This is a genomic window from Acetobacter estunensis (genome assembly GCF_019083805.1).
In the GTDB taxonomy this organism is placed as follows: domain Bacteria; phylum Pseudomonadota; class Alphaproteobacteria; order Acetobacterales; family Acetobacteraceae; genus Acetobacter; species Acetobacter estunensis_A.
Genome location: NZ_JAHRDV010000001.1, coordinates 81142 through 100752 on the forward strand (window position 1 = coordinate 81142; position 19611 = coordinate 100752).

Here is a 19611-nt window from a genome sequence, read left to right on the forward strand (position 1 = left end):
CCAGAGACGAAATCAGGGATCGATAAATTACGCTGGCTGTCTAATAGCCGGCGAGAACGGCGTTATTCTGCGATTTCTCGATAATACTGGCGGACCCGAAAGGATTCGAACCTTCGACCTTCGCCTTCGGAGGGCGACGCTCTATCCAGCTGAGCTACGGGTCCATACCATTGTCTATGTAACCCAGAGCCATTCCCCTGCCAAGGGTGCCTTGGTCGGCCAATGAAAAAAGTTCACGAATAAACCTTTACCTAGCTGCCACTCGACACCGTTTCGGTATCGTTTCATTCTCTTCCTCCAGAATGATCTCCATCGAACCAAATAGGTCGAACCGTCTATGACCAACTCCCCCTCCCTGTCTTCCGAAGGCTACAAAAAGAATCTTGGCCGTCGCCAGATCCAGATGATCGCCGTCGGAGGTGCCATCGGAACGGGTCTTTTCCTTGGAGCCGGAAGCCGACTGGAGAGCGGCGGCCCTTCACTCGCTCTCGTTTACGCCGTCTGCGGCTTTTTCGGCTTCCTCATCCTCCGCGCGCTGGGTGAACTGGTTATGCACCGCCCCAGCAGCGGCAGCTTTGTGTCTTACGCTCAGGAGTTTCTCGGAGAAAAAGCCGCTTATGTCGCGGGCTGGACCTCATTCCTCAACTGGGTGATGACCGGCATCGCTGACATTACGGCCGTCGCCCTCTACATGCAGTTCTGGAGCAGTTTCTCATCTGTTCCACAGTGGGTTTTCGCCTTGCTCGCCCTGTGTCTCGTCACCGGCATGAACCTGCTGGGTGTGAAATATTTCGGCGAAATGGAGTTCTGGTTCTCCCTCATCAAAGTCGTAGCGCTCGTTCTGTTTCTTGTCGTCGGCACCATTATTCTGGCTTCAGGCATGCCTGTGGGCGGTCATGACACCGGCTTTCATCTCATTACGGAGAACGGTGGCTTTTTTCCTCATGGACTATTTGCAGCGCTTGCACTGACACAGGGCGTGGTCTTCGCCTATTCAGGCATCGAGCTCATAGGAACCGCCGCAGGCGAATGTGCAGATGCCCGGACCGTCATTCCACGCGCCATCAACAGCGTCATCTGGCGTATTGCCATCTTCTATGTCGGCTCTGTCGTCCTTCTGGTGTGTCTTCTGCCATGGAAAGCCTATCATGCGGGCACCAGCCCCTTCGTCACATTCTTCAACGCGCTTGGCGTGCCTTACGCCGACAGCGTGATGAATCTGGTTGTGTTGACCGCTGCTCTCTCCAGCCTCAACTCCGGTCTTTATTCCACCAGTCGTGTCATGCGGGCCATGGCGCTGGGGGGCGCCGCCCCCTCCTTTCTGGCCGCCATGAATCGGCAGTCCGTGCCCTATGGCGGAATATTGCTGACCGTCTCGCTCTATCTTGTTGGCGTTGCCCTCAACTACGTCGTGCCACAGCAAGTCTTCGAAATTGGAATCAGCTTCGCCGCCATCGGCATCATCGTCACCTGGAGCATGATCCTGCTCAGTCAGATAGCGTATCGCCGCGCAGTCGGTCGCGGCGAACTACCGCCTCCGACGTTCCGTATGCCGGGCGCGCCCTTCACATCGTGGCTGACATTGGCCTTCCTCGCGGGCGTGGTCGTCCTGATGGCCTTTGACTATCCAGCGGGCACATGGACCGTCGGCGCCACACCCGTCATCATGCTGCTGCTGGTCATCGGCTGGTATCGTATCCCCAAAAAGCCCCCCATGCTCATGCCCGAAACGGTCCCTTCGGCCGAACTGACGGACCGGGTGCTTCCGTCACGGACTGCCTCCTCCAAATGAGAAAAATCGCCTTATAGTTTTCATATCCCGGATGCAGGACAGAGGTGGCGAAGCGCCTTCGGTCGTGTAATTGTGTCGCGGCTTGAACCGGACCAGACAGACCAGTGCGCTTCGCTCGGGGCACGGGAGCATGGTTGGGGATCGGCTTAGCGTGCAGTCCCAGGCACGCATCACGTGTTGAGAAAAAAGGGATCGAGAAGAATGTCCAACGACCGGATGAAAAGCCAGATGTCCACGAAAGCGGGGTTCATCGCCGCCCTCGACCAGAGCGGTGGATCCACTCCCGGCGCGCTCAAGGCCTATGGTATTCCCGAGACGGCCTATTCCAACGATGAGGAAATGTTCCGCCTCATCCATGAGATGCGCGTGCGCATTATTACGGCCCCCAGCTTTACGGGCGAGAAGGTCATCGGCGCGATTCTGTTCGAACGCACGATGGATGGAGAGGCCAACGGCAAACCCGTCCCCACCTATCTGTGGGAAGAGCGTGGCGTGGTGCCCTTCCTCAAGATCGACAAGGGCCTTGAGGACGAGGCGAAAGGCGTGCGCCTGATGAAGCCGATTCCGGGACTGGACACGCTGCTGGCCCGTGCGGTGAAGCTGGGCGTCTATGGTACGAAGGAACGCTCCGTCATCAACCTGCCGGATCGCGAGGGCATCGCCGCCGTTGTGAAACAGCAGTATGAACTCGCCCATCAGGTCGCTTCCCACGGACTTGTGCCCATCATCGAACCGGAAGTGCTGGTAAAAAGCCCGGACAAAAAGGGCGCCGAAGCCATCCTGCATGACGAACTCGTCAAGGCGACCAACGCCATGCCGGGCGATTACAAGATCATGCTCAAGGTCACGATTCCTGAGCAGGCCGATCTTTACGCCGATCTCGTGAAACACCCGCGTGTCGAGCGTGTTGTGGCTCTCTCAGGCGGTTATCCACTGGATGAGGCGTGTGAGCGCCTGAAGAAGAACCATGGCATGATCGCCAGCTTCTCACGTGCGCTGCTTGGCGGCCTTCAGCACGGCATGTCGGACGCGGAGTTCGATGCGACCCTCTCCAAGACCATCGACAAGATCTACGACGCTTCCGTCAACAAAATCTGAACGCAACGACAGCACACCGATCCATATCGACAAGATATGGATCGGTGTGTTTCCATATAGTGGTTATCGCAACGGGCAGGCGTCACACTCCCTCCACGCACAGAGTCGGCTGATCGTGTCGGCCCTACTCTCTGGAGGAACTGCATATGCTCAAGACATTCGATTACAAAATGCCCAAGACCTACACTGTCGGTCATTACCTGTCCGAACGTCTGGGTCAGATTGGTTTGAAAGATCATTTCGCTGTCGCGGGCGACTTTAACCTCGTCCTGCTTGACCAGCTTCTTGAAGAAGGCTCCACCAAGCAGCTTTATAGCTGCAACGAACTGAACTGCGGCTACACGGCTGAAGGCTATGCCCGTGCCAATGGCGCTGCGGCCATGATCGTGACGTTCAACGTCGGTGCGCTGTCGGCCATCAACGCCATCGGCTCCGCCTATGCCGAGAGCCTGCCGGTGATTTTCGTCTCCGGCGGTCCCAACACCAACGATCAGGGCTCCGGCCACATCCTGCACCACACGATCGGCAACTCGAACTACGGCTATCAGGCCGAGATGTTCCGCCACGTCACGTGCGCCACGGAAGTGATCCTGTCCGCAGAGAACGCTCCGGCCCAGATCGACAACGCCATCCGCACGGCGCTGCGCACCCGCAAGCCCTGCTACATCGAGATCCCCTGCAACCTTGCCGGCGCCGAGTGTGTGCGTCCCGGTCCTGTGGGCAGCCTTCTGGCTGAGACGACCCCCGACAAGGTCAGCCTCGATGCCGCTGTCAAAGCTGCATGCGACTTCATTGAGACCCGCAAAAACCTTGTCATTCTCGTTGGTAGCCGCGTGCGCACACTGGGTTCGCTGGAGCCGATCGTGGCTCTTGCTGATCGCATCGGTTGCGCCGTGACCGTGATGGGTGCCGCCAAGAGCTTCTTCCCCGAGACGCACAAGGCATTCCGCGGCGTTTACTGGGGCGAAGTCAGCTCTCCGGGCGCACAGGAACTGGTCGAGAAGGCCGATGGCGTGATCTGTCTTGCCCCGATCTTCAATGACTACGCAACGGTCGGCTGGCAGTCCAAGCCGCCTGCGTCACAGGCCCTGATCGCCGATCTGGCCGAGGTCACGGTCGATGGCAAAAGCTTCGCCGGGTTCCATCTTGGTGCGTTCCTCGCCGCGCTGTCCGAGAAGGCTCCGAGCCGTCCGGCCACGGTCGAAAACACGAAATACACGCCGGTTGCCATTCCCTCCTCCGCACCGGGCGTGCCGCTGACCAACGATGAAATGGCACGTCAGATCAATGCGCTGGTCGATGGCAAGACCACAATCACGGCCGAGACGGGCGACAGCTGGTTCAACGCCATCCGCATGCATCTGCCCGAAGGCGCGCGCGTCGAGACGGAAATGCAGTGGGGTTCCATCGGCTGGTCCGTGCCGGCGGCCTTGGGCAATGCCATTGGCTCACCGGATCGCCAGCACATCCTCATGGTGGGTGATGGCTCCTTCCAGCTGACGGCTCAGGAAGTCGGCCAGATGATCCGCTACGAAGTGCCGGTCATCGTGTTCCTTGTGAACAACCGTGGTTATGTCATCGAGATCAAGATTCACGACGGCAATTACAACTACATCAAGAACTGGGACTACGCTGGTCTCATCAAGGCGTTCAACGCCGAGGACGGTCAGGGTCTGGGCCTCCATGCTCGCACGGGTGCGGAACTGGCCGATGCCATCGAGAAGGCCAAGGCCAACAAGAAAGGCCCGACCTTCATCGAGTGTCATATCGCCACCGAGGACTGCACCGACACGCTCGTCCAGTGGGGCAAGAAAGTGGCCGCGGCCAACAGCCGCCCGCCGCAGAAGAACTGAGATTTCTCAGACTTCGTGTTTGCGCCCGCCCCGGCCATTGCCGGGGCGGTGTCGTATGAAATGATGTGTTTCACCCACATGTGTCCTTCAGGTCACATGAACATGATTCGTTCTATGATCAGGGACATGGCGGCCGATGCCAGCCGCGCCCATACTCGACAAGATATCGAGACGCGGGCAATTCCGGCGTCAGACGACGGCGATGGGTCCCTCCGAGGTCGACTCGCGCCCACAATGAGGAAATGTTCATGCGCGTAGGGTTGTTTGTTCCGTGTTACGTCGATGCGTTCCACCCCGAGGTCGGACAGGCGACGCTTGAGTTGCTGGAACGTTTCGGCTGCGACGTGGACTACCCGTTCGATCAGACCTGCTGCGGTCAGCCCATGACCAACACGGGCTGCCACAAGGAGTCGAAAGCGACGGAAGAGCTTTTCGTCCGCAACTTCAAGGATTTTGACTACATCGTCGGACCATCGGGAAGCTGCGTGAATCATGTCCGCAACAACTTCGATGCCGTGGAGCAGACGGACGAAGTCAAGCATGTGCGCGAACACACCTACGAACTGGTGGAGTTCCTGCATGACGTGCTGAAAGTGGACGCCTTTCCGTGGGCCGAGTTCCCGCACAAGGTCACACTGCACAACAACTGCAACGCCCTGCGCGGCCTCAATATCGCCAGCATGACCGAACTGCGTGAGAAGAAATTCTCCAAGCCGCGCGACCTGCTGTCCAAGGTAAAAGGACTGGAACTGGTGGACATTACGCGCCCAGATGAATGTTGCGGCTTCGGCGGCACATTCTCGGTGTTCGAGGAAGCCACCTCCGCCCGCATGGGGCAGGACAAGGCCCGCGATCAGGCCAAGTCGGGCGCGGAATACGTCACGTCTTCCGACAGTTCATGCATGATGCATCAGGAAGGCTGCGCACGGCGTCTCGGACTTCCGACAAAATACATCCACATTGCACAGATCCTGAATGGGGCACGGGCATGAGCATCGAGAATCAGGCGCCGCCCACGACGCCCGCCGGTCGCACCAGCGACGGCGCTCCGGCCAATCTCACCCACGGCGCGGGCGCATCCGTTACCATGCCACCGCGCGGTCCCGAGCCGCAGCCGCGTGGCGCGATCATTCGTGGCAATCACCCGATCGACCAGCAGGAAGCCGCCCGCCGCTTCATGGCAGCGCCCCAGCATCTGGCCATGCATGACCAGCGCTTGTGGGATCTGCGCCAGAAGCGCGACAAGCAGAAAGACACGATCGAGGAATGGGAAGACCTGCGTCAGCTCGCGTCCGATATAAAGACGCACACGCTCACGCATCTCGACACCTATCTCGAGCAGTTCGAGCGCAATGCAAAAGCCAATGGCGTGATCGTCCATTGGGCCAAGGATGCTGATGAGCATAACCGCATTGCCGTCGATATTCTGAAGTCCAAGAACGCCAAGCGCCTTATCAAGAGCAAATCCATGCTTACGGAGGAATGTGGCTTCCGTGAATATGCGGGCGATCAGGGTATCGAGGTCGTGGAAACCGACCTTGGTGAGCGCATCCAGCAGTTGGATGACGAAGCACCAAGCCACGTCGTCGTGCCAGCCGTTCACAAGCTGCGCACGGACGTCGCGGAAGTCTTCGCCCGCACTCTTGGCTCCGACCCCAACGATTCCGATGTCAGCTACCTGACGGAGCAGCAGCGTGAGCACACGCGCCCGCTCATCCTGACGGCGGATGCGGGCATGACCGGCTGCAACTTCGCCGTGGCTGAGACCGGCTCGGTTGTAGTCTGCACCAATGAGGGCAACGCGGATCTGTCGGCCAACACGACGGGACTGCACATCGTCTCGATGGGTATCGAGAAGATCATCCCCAATCTGAACTCGCTGGCCGTGTTCGTGCGGATGCTTTCGCGCAGTGCGCTCGGCTCACCCATTACACAGTACACCTCGCATTTCCGTGGTCCTCGTCGCGGGGCGGAAATGCACATCATCATCGTGGATAACGGACGCACTGACCGTCTGGGGCTAGAAAAGTTCTGGACCTCGCTCAAATGCATTCGTTGCGGCGCATGTATGAACACCTGCCCGGTGTTCCGCCGCTCGGGCGGTCTGAGCTACGGCGCGACCTATGCCGGGCCGATCGGACTGATTATCGATCCGACCTTCAATCGTCACAAATATTCGACACTTCCGTTCTCCTCCACGATGAATGGAAGCTGCACGAATGTTTGTCCGGTGAAGATCAACATCCATGAGCAGATTGCGGACTGGCGTCAGGTTCTGGCCGAAAATCACGAGATCCCGGCCTTCAAGAAATCCATGATGAAGGCGGCCGGTGCGCTGCTGGCGTCCCCGCGCCTCTATCGGGCGAGCCTGCCCATGGCCGACAGCGCGCTGCGTCATATTCCGCGCTTCATGCTCTACAACCGCATGAACACGTGGACGCGCGGACGCGAGATGCCGTCGGTGCCAAAAGAAACCTTCCACCAATGGTTCAAGCGAACCCGTGGCAAGGACGGAAAGAAGAAGTCATGAGCAGCACAGACAGCCGCGCGGCCATCTTCGCCGCCATCCGCGCCAACCGGCCCAATATTCAGCCGCCCCTGCCGGACGTACCGCTTTTTGACGCCAAGGCTCCCGCCGATCTGGCGGCAGCCTTCTCCGACATGCTGGGCAAGATGGGCGGCTCCGTGCTGGATCCGCAGGGGCAGGATCCGATCAACGCTCTGCGCGCCGCCGTTGCCAATAAGGGCATCATCGCTACAGCGGTGCCGGAACTACACGGCGATCCTTCGCTCCAGATCCGGCAGGTTTTGCCCGACATGGATCCACATTCTCTGGCGGATGTGGAGATTGGCGTTGTCCGCGCGGCGTTCGGCGTGGCGGAAACCGGCTCCGTCTGCCTGACGGACACGGAACTTCAGGTGAATACGCTGGGCTATCTGCCACAGCACCTGATCGTTCTGCTCGATCCCGCCCGCATCGTGCCGAATCTCCATCACGCGTATCGTCAACCGGAGTTCCGCGAACACAACTACGCTGTGTTCCAGACCGGCCCGTCTGCCACGGCGGATATTGAAGGTGTGCTGATTCACGGCGCACAGGGCGTGCGTTCATTGCGTGTGCTATTCTGCGCACCACAAGCAGGCTGAACGCCCTTTACCTTGCGCAAAAAAGGAGGCTTCGGCCTCCTTTTTTATGGCTCCACGCTCTTTGCAAACACGAAGTTTATGGCACAGACCTGATGCGGGATGGGATAAGAGAAAACGACATCAATACCCATCGCCACCAATAAACCCGGACCGTATCGCGGACCAGAACCCCGCGCGACACCGAGGCCTTCACGCTCCATAAACCCCCACATGGCATCCACTCAGCACGATGGATTATTGCCAACTGTGGAGAAATGCGACTGATGACAGGACGCCATGCACCATTCTGTTATGGGATGGCTCAGGACAACAGTTTTTATTCCTTCGATGCCCAAGCGGGACGCAATGCGGTCGTCCTCCTTGCAGGCCACCTCTCGGCCAGCACGATCACTCCGTTCTGCGAAGCATTCTCCGATGCCTCTTCCCTGTTTGCTCGGCATGACACCGACATCGTGCTGCTCGTTGGGAGCACAAGTCCGCATGTTCCGGAATTTCTTGCTCTAAGCTTCCTTGGTGTCACGACTGTTTTCTGTATGGAAGAGTTCTTCGCGCATTATGGTTTCTCCAATGATATGCCCGAATCTTTCGTGATGGACCGTGCAGGGAGAATCATCACCGCACTCGATATGACGTCCCCAGCAACATGCGTCACCCATGCTGAGAATGTATTGGCCGCGCTTATCAGTGAAGAGCGACGTGAAGTCGGACTCCCTGCCCCTCTTCTTCTGGTCCCGCATGTATTCGATACGGCTTTCTGCCGTGATCTGATCGATATTTTCGAACGCTCACCGCACACACAAGGCGGAATGGCCAGTACCGGAATGGATGGCAAACCGGTACATCGTATCGATGAGAACAAGAAGAAACGCACCGATTTCCTCGTGCCACCCGATAGCGATCTGGCGGGGCAAATCCTTGAACGTCTCGATGCCTCCTGTGTGCCGGAAATCAAAAAGGCCTTTCAGTTCGAGGCACAGCATGTCGATCGTCTCGTGTTGGCGCGTTATGACGCTCCCGGCGGCCATTTCCTCCGCCATCGTGACAATCTGGCGCCAGCGGTCATGTTCAGGAAGTTTGCCCTCTCATTGAATCTCAATACATCTGAATACGATGGAGGATCCCTGACATTCCCTGAATATAACGATCATTATTATAAACCACAGACCGGAGCAGCCATTATATTCTCGGCATCCCTTCTGCATGAAGCAACGCCGGTTACACGGGGGAGCCGTTACTGCCTTCTGACGTTCTTCCATTGAGTCATTCCATGGACAACGACAAGACGACAGTCATCGTGGCCACAAAAGACTCAAGATGTTTGTCCCATCGTATTTATGGGCTCAACTCCAGACCACCTTCCTCAAACGAAACCATTTCCTGAGCCGGCCCGCAGAGCGTATGCCCATCAAACCCCACACGCAGGCGGCTCTGCCCCCAGCCCACAACCGCCCGCGACGGTGAGACGCATCGACCGCGCCCGTAAACATCACCGGAAACCCAGTAAAGCGAAGCTCGCCATGTGGAATGCGGAGCCATCACGACAGTCTGGGAAAGATCGACGCGGGCCTTACGCTCTCCCTTGGCAAGCAAGCGCCCTTGCGCGTCCTCAAGACGGATGACGGGATAACGGAGCAAGGAACACGGTGCGTCTCCATGATTGGTAAAAACAAGCCATGTTCCACTGTGTGACATGCCGTCGAATTCCCCTTGTCCCCCATTGAGGTGCAGGGAAAGATCGGCCGGGCGGCAAGTCTTGTCCTGTGTTGCGGCCCAGACCGGCCGAACAAAAGCCACAGCCAGAAGTAAGCCTGTCAGGAGCTTTCCTCCCCGCATGTTGGCTGTCTCCTTGCTGTGCCTGTGCAGGAAACGGTTGAGCCGGCAGAGCAGTTGCATCGTGAGAAGCTTCCTGGCTCATGGCACGATCCAGCGATGCGTGAGACCGATGGCGTGCATGATGTCGCTGCTTTTCGTATGCGGCGCTGCGTCACATCCTTCGAAAAATTCATCGATGATCGGGTAATGGTCGTACTGGATATGAAACGGAGGAATATCTCCCGCCGCCATTAGCCCATTCCACCAGCGTTGGTTGGCAAGTGCCGCTTCAAAAGTGCTCGGAGGATAATCCTTAAGGGCACGAGCGACGTTTTCACATGGTCCATCGAAAGGAACATGCAGCCTTTCCAGATTAACCGCAGACTGAGCCTGACCAGGAGAGGGCGCCAGCCAGACCAGCGTGACCGTCAGCGCCATAAGACCCAATATTTTCGTTCGTCTCATCTTCTCCAAACAGATTGCACAATCCGGTAAATCCTTCGCGAAGATGAGAGCGCTGCCAACCCACCGTCCCACTTGGAAAAAAAACGGACCCGTCCTACGACGAAAGACCATCGGATGCGTTCTTTCTTCATGGAACGATGTTCCACCTCTTTTGCCCTTTCGTCCGGACCCCCGCATGTCGTCAGAACGCGTTCCCCGTGTAATCCTCCCTGCAACAGCGGAGACCACCGACTCCTCCATCGGCAGTATTGCCCGCCTTCTTCGCCTTACGCTTCTCGTTGCCATCACCATGCTGTCGATCTGGCTGATCGGCGATGTCATCATGGTCGTGTTTGCCGCCGCCCTGTTCGCCGTCATCCTGCATGGCATGGCACGGGCGGTTCACCGTCGCACCGGCATTTCCAACGGCATCGCGCTGGTCATCGTCTGCGTGCTTCTGGTCGCCATCGTGGTGGGCATCAGTTGGACGAGTGGATCGGACATCGTAGCGCAGGCCGCCCGCCTGAAGGATGCGCTGACGACACAGGTCATAGCCCTGCGCAACCAGCTCGAAGCATGGCCACAGGGGAAAATCCTGCTGGACTACCTGCCCGCTTCCCTCGGTGGAAATGGCGGCGGTTCGAGCAACAGCGGCGGGCTGATGTCACTGGGTTCACGCATTGCGGGGTCCATGACCGGATTCCTTGGTTCGGCCTTCGGCGTGCTGGGCACCATGGCCGTGGTACTGATCGCGGGGCTGTATTTTGCGGCTTCCCCGGCGCTTTACGCCAACGGCATGCTTCGCCTCGTCCCGCACAAATGGCGGGGCAAAGGGCGTGAAGTGATGCTGGTGGCCGCCGATACGCTCTGGGCATGGGTCGTGGGACAGGCTTTGGATATGGCCGTGGTCGGCATCCTCTCGGGCGTGGGCCTGTGGATCATCGGTGTGCCGCTCGCGCTTTCGCTCGGCTTCCTTGCCGCGCTCTGCAATTTCATTCCCTATATCGGCGCCATTCTCGGAGCCATTCCCGCATGTCTTCTGGCACTCTCACTAGGATTGCGCGAAACCGCGATGGTGGCGGCCCTCTACACAGTGGTGCAGTTCTTCGAGGGCAACGTCATGGCTCCCCTCATCCAGCGCAAGGCCGTGTCCATGCCGCCGGGTGTGACCGTCCTCTCCCAGACGTTCTTCGGCGGCATCTTCGGTGCGCCGGGGCTGATCCTTGCATCTCCGCTCACAGCCATGCTGCTTGCCGTGGGAGACCGCCTGACCCCGAAACTGGATGATGATGAACGTATCTAAATCGCGCACCCGCAAGCGGTGGGCCTGCCTGCTCGCTGCTCTGTCCGTTCTTTCCGGCTGTTCTTTTTACAATAAGGCCGAGAAGCGAATGTGTGCGCGCAGAACGCCAGATCCATATCTTTTGCGCCAGTCGGACATGGCCGATTTCATGGCGCAATGTGGCCTGACAAACTACGCTGACGCCAGTGGAAAGGTGCATCTGCACTATCTGCCGCCCCGAGGAGACGGCACAATTCCCGTCGAAGCCAATGCGGCCTTCGCCGTGAGCGAACCGGGCGGCGCGCATGGCCGCGTGTGGTATCTCTGCATGCCAGTGCCCAAACTTGTGTCAGCCTCCTCCCCAACCGGCACACCCACCATCACCACGACAGAAGCGGTCTGCCGCTATGCCGGATCGGGCATGAACCGCACGAGTCTTGTGCAGGATGCCGACGATGCGCGGACCCATGATCCGCGCAACTGGTGAAATGTGTCATCACCGAGCCCTCGCAACACTGGCAAAACCCGATCGTGAACGCTAAATGCTCCCCTATGAACGACCTCGACTATTCCCGCGCCTCGGCTGAGGCCGCCCCCACTCCGATCGTGATCGCTCCGCAGCCGGTGCTTCGCCAGACGGCACGGCTCGTAAAGCCCGAGGACATGAAGGCGCTTCAGGCCACCCTGCCCGGCATGTTCGCGGCCATGTATCAGGCGCCCGGCATCGGTCTGGCCGCGCCGCAGGTGGGCATCAGCCAGCGCTATGTTCTGGTCGATCTGGGTGAGGAAGAGGAGCGCCAGCCCATGGTGCTCATCAACCCCGAAATCCTCACGGAAAGCGAAGTGCTGACCCCGCGTGAGGAAGGTTGCCTGTCGCTGCCCAACCAGTATGCGGAAGTGGTGCGCCCCGAAGCCGTGCGCGTGCGCTACACCAGTGTAACGGGTGAAACCTGTGAACGGGAGGTCGATGGGCTACTCGCCACCTGCATCCAGCACGAGATCGACCATCTGGACGGCATTCTGTTCGTGGATCATCTCTCCACATTGCGGCGCAATATGATCATGCGCCGTCTTGCGAAAGAGCAGAAACTGAAACGGCATTAAGCCCGGTCTTTTCTGCCTGTCCGTATTCTGATCTGCCGGAGAGCCGGACCTATGCGCCTAGCCTTCATGGGGACGCCCGATTTCGCCGTGCCGGCCCTCTTCGCCCTGCACGAAGCGGGCCACGAGATTGTGGCTGTCTATACGCAACCGCCTCGTCCCGCCGGACGCGGCAAGGCCGTGCGCCCTTCCGCCGTCCAGCAGGCGGCCGAATCTCTGGGAATCGAGGTCCGCTGTCCCATCAAACTGCGCAACAACGCGCAAGAACAGGCGGCCTTCCGCGCACTCGATCTCGATGCGGCCGTAGTCGCGGCTTATGGGCTGATCCTGCCCGCCCCCATGCTGGAAGCCCCGCGCATGGGATGCCTGAACATTCACGCCAGCCTTCTTCCCCGCTGGCGTGGCGCGTCTCCTATCCAGAGCGCCATTCTGGCCGGTGATACGGAAAGCGGCGTAACCATCATGCAGATGGATGTGGGGCTGGACACCGGTGCGATGCTGGCATCCGTCAACATTCCCATCACGCCCGTCACCACGGCCAGCACCCTTCATGACGAACTTGCAGCTTTGGGTGCAAAAATGATCGTGGACGTGCTGGAACAGCGGCCGCCTGCGGTGCCGCAACCGGAAACCGGGGTCACCTATGCCGAACGCCTGACGAAAGAGGATGGCCACATCGACTGGAGCCAGCCAGCGAACCACATAGACCGGCAGGTCCGCGCGCTCACACCGTGGCCCGGCACCTTCACGACACTGGATGGCGTGACACTCAAGATTGGCGGCGTCGAGATCGTGGCCAGTGAACTCTCCGGCACGCCCGGACAGGTGCTGGACGATGCTTTGACCATTGCCTGTGGAAGCGGCTCAGCGCTGCGGATCACCCGACTCCAGCGTCCCGGACGCGGCATGATGGACACGAACGCTTTCCTGCGCGGTCAGCCCATTGCGCCGGGCACTCGTCTGGGATCATGAGCGAGGCTTATCCGTGGCATGCCGACAGCCACGCGGCCGAGGACCGGCAGCGTTGGGCGGTAAAGATCGAATATGACGGGCGCGGCCTGGTCGGCTGGCAACGCCAGAAAAACGGTCTCTCGGTTCAGGAACTGCTCGAAGACGCGGCCCAACGCCTTGCAGGTGGGCGGAAAGTGCCCAGTATCACGGCGGGACGCACGGATGCCCGCGTGCATGCTACCGGACAGGTCGCTCATCTCGATTTTCCGGCGGACATGCCGCTGAACGGGCGTTCTGTCCGCGACGGTCTAGGCTATCACCTCAAACCGCATCCCGTGGTGGTGCTTTCGGCCGCGCCCGTCGCCCCCACATGGAGCGCGCGTTTCTCCGCCGTGCGTCGCCGTTACCGCTATCGCATTCTGAATCGCGCCAGCCGCCCAGGTCTGGAGGCCGATCGGGTCTGGCATGTCCGGTATCCGCTGGATATCGCAGCCATGAACGAAGCGGCCCGCCTGCTGCTGGGACAGCACGATTTTTCAACCTTCCGCGCGGCCGCATGTCAGGCAAACAGCCCCATTCGCACACTGGACCGGCTGGAACTGGTGCGCGAGGGAGAACTGATCCATGTCGAGGTGGAAGCCCGCTCCTTCCTGCACCATCAGGTGCGCAACCTCGTGGGAACGCTTCAACTCGTGGGATGCGGCCGATGGACACCCGAACAGGTGCAAGCGGCCCTTGAAGCGCGAGACCGGCGCGCGGGAGGTCCCACGGCACCCGCCGAAGGGCTGTATCTTGTGGGAGTGGATTATGACCCCGATCCCTTCGAACGCCTCTGATCTGGAGGATCTCAACCCGTTCGCGCTCTTGCGCCAAAAGGCGGCTTGCGCCAAACCGAGCCTTTCCTTCCGAGCGACGGGAAATGCCCGCACTGACGGACCCGTCGCTCCTGATGCCGCCAACGGCAGGGGTCTGAAGATTCTCTCATGATTTCCACGATCATCGGTCGGTTCATCGTCCTGTGCGCCAAGCGCGCGTGGCTGGTTGTTGCCATTTTCATGACTCTGGCCGCCGCCGCCGTATGGGTAAGTTCGACGCATCTTGGCGTGACCACGGACACAGACAAGATGCTGTCCGACAAGCTGGCCTGGAAGCAGCGCTCCGACATGATGGGGCGGCTTTTTCCGCAGAAGGACAACCTTCTCGTGGCCGTGATCGAGGCGGACCTGCCTGAGGAAGGCCGCGCGACCGCCCGTGCTCTGGCGGCCAAGCTCTCAGCCGATCACGAACATTTCAACTACGTCCGCCTCCCCGATGATGACCCTTATCTCAACCGCAATGGATTGATGTTCCTCGATCCGAAGCTGCTGGCCAAGGTGCTCGATGACACGGTGGCCGCCCAGCCTTTCCTCGGCGCACTGGCGGCGGACCCATCCGCGCGCGGACTGTTCGATTCACTGGGATTGATTGCTCAGGGGATCCAGCACGGTCAGGCCAATCTGAGCGGTTTTCAGACAGCCCTGAACGGTTTTGCCGATAATCTGGAAGCAGCGGCCAACGGGCACCCGACACCTCTTTCATGGCAGCGGCTTCTGGCCGGCAGCCTGACGGACCTCGCCGGGCGCTACCAGTATGTCATGACGCAGCCCAAGCTGGATTACGGCTCTTTCCAGCCGGGTGGCGCGGCCACGAGCGCGATGCAGGCCGCGTCAAAAGATCTGGAATTCGTGAAATCCGGCAACGCGCACGTCTACCTGACGGGTGAAGTCAAGATCGCTGACGAAGAGTTCGCCACCGTTGCCGATGGCATGGTGACGGGCCTTCTGGGCTCTCTGGTTCTTGTGACGGTCTGGCTGACGCTGGCCGTCCACACGTGGCGCGTTATTATTCCCATCGTGATCACGCTCGTCACCGGCCTGCTGTTCACCACGGGCTTCGCCGCCATTGCGGTGGGTACGCTCAACCTCATCTCGGTTGCGTTTGCCATTCTGTTCGTTGGCATTGCCGTGGATTTCGCCATCCAGTTCTCGGTCCGCTTTCTCGGCCAGCATCCCACGCAAATCGGTGAGGCCGGACTGGAAGAGGCTCTCTTCCAGACGGGAGAAGAGACGGGCCATCAGATTCTGGTCGCGGCTCTCGCCACAGCCGCGGGCTTTCTGGCCTTCACGCCAACGGCCTTCCTCGGCGTGGCCGAACTGGGTGAAATCGCGGGCATTGGCATGATGGTGGCGTTCGTCTGCACCATTGCCCTGCTCCCTGCCCTGCTTCGGATTTTCCGCCCTGCGGTCGATCACCCTCGCACGGGCTATCTGTTCATGAAGCCAGTGGATCAGACCATTCGCCGTTGGCGCAAGCCGCTGCTCGGCCTGTTCGCACTGATCGCCATCGCAGGCATGGCTCTCATTCCCAGTCTGAAATTCGATGGAGATCCGCTGCACACCAAGGATCCCAAATCCGAAGGCATGCGGACGCTGCATCTGCTGATGGCTAATCCGGTCTCCTCGCCTTACAGCGCGGAATATCTGGCCCCCAATCTCGATGCGGCGAAAGTCATGGCGGACAAGGCCGCCAAGCTTCCGGGCGTGCATGACGCAATGTGGCTTGGCTCCTACGTGCCGACCGATCAGGACACCAAGCTCGCCCTGATTCAGGACGCCGCCCAGATCCTGCTGCCCACTCTCATCGTCCCGTCCGTAAAGCCCGCGCCTGACGCCGCTGCCATCAAGGCCTCGGCTTCGGCCACGGCGACGGCTCTGGGCAGTGTGCTCACAGGCCTGGATGCGAAAGATCCTCTGCGCCGTATTCAGGCGGCCCTGAGCCGTCTGGCCACCGCATCCGATGATGTGGTTCTGAATACGAATACGGCACTGGTCCGCTTCCTGCCGATGCAGCTCGACACCCTCAAGACAGTTCTTTCGGCCACACCTGTCTCCATCAAGGAAGTGCCCGACATCATCCGGCGCGACTATCTGCTTCCCGATGGGCGGGCGCTCGTGGAGATCCATCCCTCCGGACTGATGTCGAACAATGATGCGCTGCATCGGTTCGTAAAGACGGTCCAGCCGCTATCGCCCGATATGGCGGGTTCTGCGGTGGACATCGTGGAGAGCGGCCGGACCATCGTGCATGCTTTCACTACGGCGGCACTGTCAGCCATCGTGATGATCGCCATCATTCTCCTTGTGGCCCTGCGCAAGGTGCTGGACATGGGGCTGGTCCTCGCGCCGTTGCTGATGTCAGCGCTGATGACCGTGATCCTGATCGTGTGCGTGCCCGAGACATTGAACTTCGCCAACATCATTGCCCTGCCGCTGCTTCTGGGTGTGGGCGTCTCGTTCAACATCTATTTCGTGATGAACTGGCGGGCCGGTGTGAAATTCCCACTCGCTTCCCCCACCGCGCGGGCGGTTCTGTTCTCGGCCCTGACAACCGGCACGGCTTTTGGTTCGCTGGCTCTGTCGCACCACCCCGGAACCGCCAGCATGGGACGGCTGCTGCTGCTCTCGCTGGGCTGTACGCTGGTGGCTACACTGGTGTTCGTGCCCGCACTTTTGCCGAAACGTCCCATCGACGAGGCGTAGTTTCCCCCTTTTGGGCGAGCGATAGAAAACGCGGAAGCCAGATGGCTCCCGCGTTTTTCGTGTGTAGTTACGTTTCCGTGATACTCAACGTAACAGAAAGCGCTATGGAGTAACGAAACGTATCGTTTCGGAGACCTTCATGACGCCTCGAGCTTCCTTGGGCCTTTCTCTGACCTTGAAGGGAGTTCTGTTTATCGGCTTGTGTCTTGCTGCCACACCATTGGCCGAGGCGGCGACACAGACCTCGCTCTCCTCATTCGAACAGCAAGACAAGACGATCCCTGCCGTTGTGTAGGTCTATCGGGAGATCGGTCTCTCTGTCACCTGCTCATGGAGCCACTATAAGGCAAAACCTCTCGATAGTACGATGTGGAAAGACAAGGAAATGGGCTGGACTCCGCGCTTCCAGATGGATGCCTCGACCATGTTCCATATCCAGAACATCCGTCATCTCCTCGTCGCCCTGCACTTTTCCTTTGGCGATGGAAACGTCGAGGACCATGCCCATTTCTACGGTCCATAGTTTCCCGGTGGAGCCGCATCTTACACCACACAGTCAAAAAGACTAACCACCGATACACGGATCGAATTCGGCAAAGGCTTTCTTTTGACCGATCGATTCATGGTCACGCCCGCTATTCAGGGTGGCTATCACACATGGACCCGCGAAAAATTTGAGGCCTATCATCAGTTCATGGTCGGCGTGAAACTGCATTTGGATTACGCCGTGACAGATGATCTTGTGCTGAGAGGTCGTCTGGGGTGGGCGGAACTGCTTGGTTCGGAAATGCAAGCGCCCTACGCCACCTTTCATCAGGCTGATCGTCCTTTATGGGAAGGTGGTCTCGATCTGGATTACCGCCTGACACGCCAGATCCATTTGATCGGAGGCGCTCTCTATACCCACTCCTCTTTGGGCCGCAGTCGATTTAGTCCAAGAGATGGCGGTCGGAATTCGATGTACATAGCGAGCAGTTGGACAAACGGCCTCACGCTGCATCTTGGAGCGGTCTACGCGTTCTGATCCATGGGCAGGCCGTCTTCATTCCGGCGGCTGACCGTCTCGCCACCCGGGCATGACTTGAAGGCAGGCCACCTTGTTTGCCCGAAGCGGACCACGCGAAAGAATGAGAACCTGATCGCCTTTCATGCTCCCGGCCCGACTGTCCTGCGCAAGAGAACCTGCAGAATAACGCATGGGACAGATACCGACGAAGTTCAGTGAGGTGTGCGCGCATATCCTATGGAGAAACTCCCACTCCGCTTTTTTGAGCGAATTGAAAAACAACACCATAGCGCCGCCCGGTTTCAGGCGGCCTGCCGCCGTCTCCAGAACGGCACTCATATCCGTCACATAGGCCGCCGTGGTCTTGCCGCGTGTTCTGGCATTGGACACCACGATTTCTCGCTCCATCTCGGCTTCCAGCCCGAGCGTTGCGTTCCACAATTCCGAAAGCTCGAAATAGGGGATGCGATCCCCATGCGGTGGATCGGTGATCAAAAGATCGATACTGCTGTGCGGCAGAGCTTTCATCAGATCAAGCGCATCGGTCTGCCGGATGAGAGGCGCTTCCACGACCGGTTCCACCTTGTGCGGAAGCACCCGCAGCAACCGCGCGGCGCGGGAAGCAAAACAGTTCCAGACATTGATCTCGAAATGCCGCCGTGGCCGCCAGTAGCCCACAGTCCAGCTTCCCACCTCCAGCCGATCAGGGGTTTTGCCAGTCGTGCCCTTCCGCCCACTGATGGCGAACACCATACGCGACATCTGACCGATGGCGGCCGTCAGTGTCAGTTCGAACGCTTCGCGCAGCGGCGGAGCTATGTCAGCGACGGCTTCACGCAGCAGACGGATATTGTGAAGAGCACGTCCCGTGAACAGATCGGACCATTGCAGAGAAGAATGGGCGTTGATGCGGGCATTATCGAACATACGGAGCGTGCGCGCACCGGGATCGGTCACACCCTCATAGCGAACTGCCAGCAGAACATCCTCCGCCACGAGCACACGCTCAACCCGACGGACCGTGCTAGCGGGGCGCATCCATATGCGGGAAAGCATCCCGTCTTCCCACAACAGATGACTCACCGCGCCTTTCGGTGTCACGCCATAAGACGCCTCGATGACCGGGCGCAGACGCGCCTCCATCTGCGCCAGTTCCGCACGATAAGCCTCCCGCGCACAGGGGCTTACAAGAAACGATGAGAGTTTTACGGAAAACGGATTGAGATCACCGCCAACGAACCGTCGCCCCAGGGAGGTCGCCTCCCGCGCGGTCACACCCGAGCCGAGGAAGGGATCGCACACCACATCTCCCGGTTCGCTCAACAGTTCAATCAGGAAACGCACCGGTTCGGCGGGCTTTTTCCCCCAGTAACGATGGAAGCTGTAAAGGCCGCCATGCGGCTTCGGAGAAGTCAGTGCCGCGATACCCTGACGGACCATTTCGTCCTGTGCGGAGGTGTTCATGACGTCACATTCACAAAACAGAAACCTGTCATCGCGTTTTGTGTGCGGAACCGTGAGGGGCGGCCTCCCGTTTCATGTCCAAT

Annotated in this window: 18 protein-coding genes and 1 tRNA gene; 15 read left to right on the plus strand and 4 right to left on the minus strand. The window is 59.3% G+C overall.

From position 1 onward, the window contains the following. Window positions 1-87 precede the first annotated feature (87 nt). A tRNA-Arg gene (locus tag KUA11_RS00525) sits at window positions 88-164 on the minus strand. Window positions 165-337: 173 nt separating this feature from the next. On the opposite strand from KUA11_RS00525, the gene KUA11_RS00530 reads away from it, so the two are divergent. The 7 genes from KUA11_RS00530 (at window position 338) to KUA11_RS00560 (ending at window position 9149) form a co-directional block, all read left to right on the plus strand. Further along, entirely contained in the window at window positions 338-1792 is a 1455-nt protein-coding gene (locus KUA11_RS00530) for an amino acid permease (RefSeq protein ID WP_217408738.1), read from the plus strand. 201 nt (window positions 1793-1993) lie between these two features. Beyond that, on the plus strand, window positions 1994-2890 hold the full coding sequence (locus KUA11_RS00535) for a fructose bisphosphate aldolase (RefSeq protein WP_217408739.1): 897 nt from the start codon (window positions 1994-1996) through the stop codon (window positions 2888-2890). A 170-nt stretch (window positions 2891-3060) separates the two neighbouring features. Continuing rightward, window positions 3061-4743 carry an alpha-keto acid decarboxylase family protein gene (locus KUA11_RS00540; RefSeq protein ID WP_217408876.1) on the plus strand — a complete coding sequence of 561 codons (1683 nt, stop codon included), beginning with the start codon at window positions 3061-3063 and terminating at the stop codon, window positions 4741-4743. 248 nt (window positions 4744-4991) lie between these two features. Further along, window positions 4992-5735, plus strand: coding sequence for a (Fe-S)-binding protein (locus KUA11_RS00545; RefSeq protein ID WP_166317382.1), 744 nt, complete (start codon window positions 4992-4994; stop codon window positions 5733-5735). Between the two features lie 95 nt (window positions 5736-5830). Continuing rightward, on the plus strand, window positions 5831-7273 hold the full coding sequence (locus KUA11_RS00550; protein ID WP_254454607.1) for a lactate utilization protein B: 1443 nt from the start codon (window positions 5831-5833) through the stop codon (window positions 7271-7273). Further along, window positions 7270-7890, plus strand: a complete 621-nt coding sequence (locus tag KUA11_RS00555; protein ID WP_217408740.1) for a LutC/YkgG family protein — start codon at window positions 7270-7272, stop codon at window positions 7888-7890. Before KUA11_RS00550 ends, KUA11_RS00555 begins: the two co-directional genes overlap by 4 nt. Before the next feature lie 263 nt (window positions 7891-8153). Continuing rightward, window positions 8154-9149 (plus strand): 2OG-Fe(II) oxygenase, encoded by a 996-nt coding sequence (locus KUA11_RS00560; protein ID WP_217408741.1) that lies wholly within the window; start codon window positions 8154-8156, stop codon window positions 9147-9149. A gap of 73 nt (window positions 9150-9222) precedes the next feature. Here the strand turns inward: KUA11_RS00560 and KUA11_RS00565 are convergent, their stop codons facing one another. Together KUA11_RS00565 and KUA11_RS00570 are read right to left on the minus strand one after the other, a co-directional pair. Next, a complete protein-coding gene (locus tag KUA11_RS00565) occupies window positions 9223-9783 on the minus strand; it encodes a DUF4232 domain-containing protein (RefSeq protein ID WP_217408742.1) in 561 nt (186 codons plus the stop codon). A gap of 18 nt (window positions 9784-9801) precedes the next feature. Continuing rightward, on the minus strand, window positions 9802-10278 hold the full coding sequence (locus KUA11_RS00570; RefSeq protein ID WP_254454584.1) for a hypothetical protein: 477 nt from the start codon (window positions 10276-10278) through the stop codon (window positions 9802-9804). Between the two features lie 64 nt (window positions 10279-10342). On the opposite strand from KUA11_RS00570, the gene KUA11_RS00575 reads away from it, so the two are divergent. The 8 genes from KUA11_RS00575 (at window position 10343) to KUA11_RS00610 (ending at window position 18082) form a co-directional block, all read left to right on the plus strand. Beyond that, window positions 10343-11449 carry an AI-2E family transporter gene (locus tag KUA11_RS00575; protein ID WP_217408743.1) on the plus strand — a complete coding sequence of 369 codons (1107 nt, stop codon included), beginning with the start codon at window positions 10343-10345 and terminating at the stop codon, window positions 11447-11449. A gap of 121 nt (window positions 11450-11570) precedes the next feature. Continuing rightward, complete coding sequence (locus tag KUA11_RS00580; RefSeq protein WP_217408744.1) at window positions 11571-11915, plus strand: hypothetical protein; 345 nt, start codon at window positions 11571-11573, stop codon at window positions 11913-11915. A 65-nt stretch (window positions 11916-11980) separates the two neighbouring features. After that, entirely contained in the window at window positions 11981-12532 is a 552-nt protein-coding gene (def, locus tag KUA11_RS00585) for a peptide deformylase (RefSeq protein WP_166317362.1), read from the plus strand. Between the two features lie 51 nt (window positions 12533-12583). Beyond that, complete coding sequence (gene fmt, locus KUA11_RS00590; protein ID WP_217408745.1) at window positions 12584-13501, plus strand: methionyl-tRNA formyltransferase; 918 nt, start codon at window positions 12584-12586, stop codon at window positions 13499-13501. Then, complete coding sequence (truA, locus tag KUA11_RS00595) at window positions 13498-14316, plus strand: tRNA pseudouridine(38-40) synthase TruA (protein WP_217408746.1); 819 nt, start codon at window positions 13498-13500, stop codon at window positions 14314-14316. The genes fmt and truA overlap by 4 nt, the downstream gene beginning before the upstream one ends. A 147-nt stretch (window positions 14317-14463) precedes the next feature. Beyond that, window positions 14464-17058: an MMPL family transporter gene (locus KUA11_RS00600; protein ID WP_217408747.1), complete on the plus strand. Its 2595-nt coding sequence runs from the start codon at window positions 14464-14466 to the stop codon at window positions 17056-17058. A 385-nt stretch (window positions 17059-17443) separates the two neighbouring features. Then, complete coding sequence (locus KUA11_RS00605) at window positions 17444-17581, plus strand: hypothetical protein (RefSeq protein ID WP_217408748.1); 138 nt, start codon at window positions 17444-17446, stop codon at window positions 17579-17581. Between the two features lie 99 nt (window positions 17582-17680). Next, on the plus strand, window positions 17681-18082 hold the full coding sequence (locus KUA11_RS00610; protein ID WP_217408749.1) for a hypothetical protein: 402 nt from the start codon (window positions 17681-17683) through the stop codon (window positions 18080-18082). Window positions 18083-18100: 18 nt separating this feature from the next. Here KUA11_RS00610 and KUA11_RS00615 read toward each other — a convergent pair whose 3' ends face one another. Beyond that, on the minus strand, window positions 18101-19528 hold the full coding sequence (locus KUA11_RS00615) for a DNA methyltransferase (protein ID WP_217408750.1): 1428 nt from the start codon (window positions 19526-19528) through the stop codon (window positions 18101-18103). Window positions 19529-19611 lie beyond the last annotated feature (83 nt).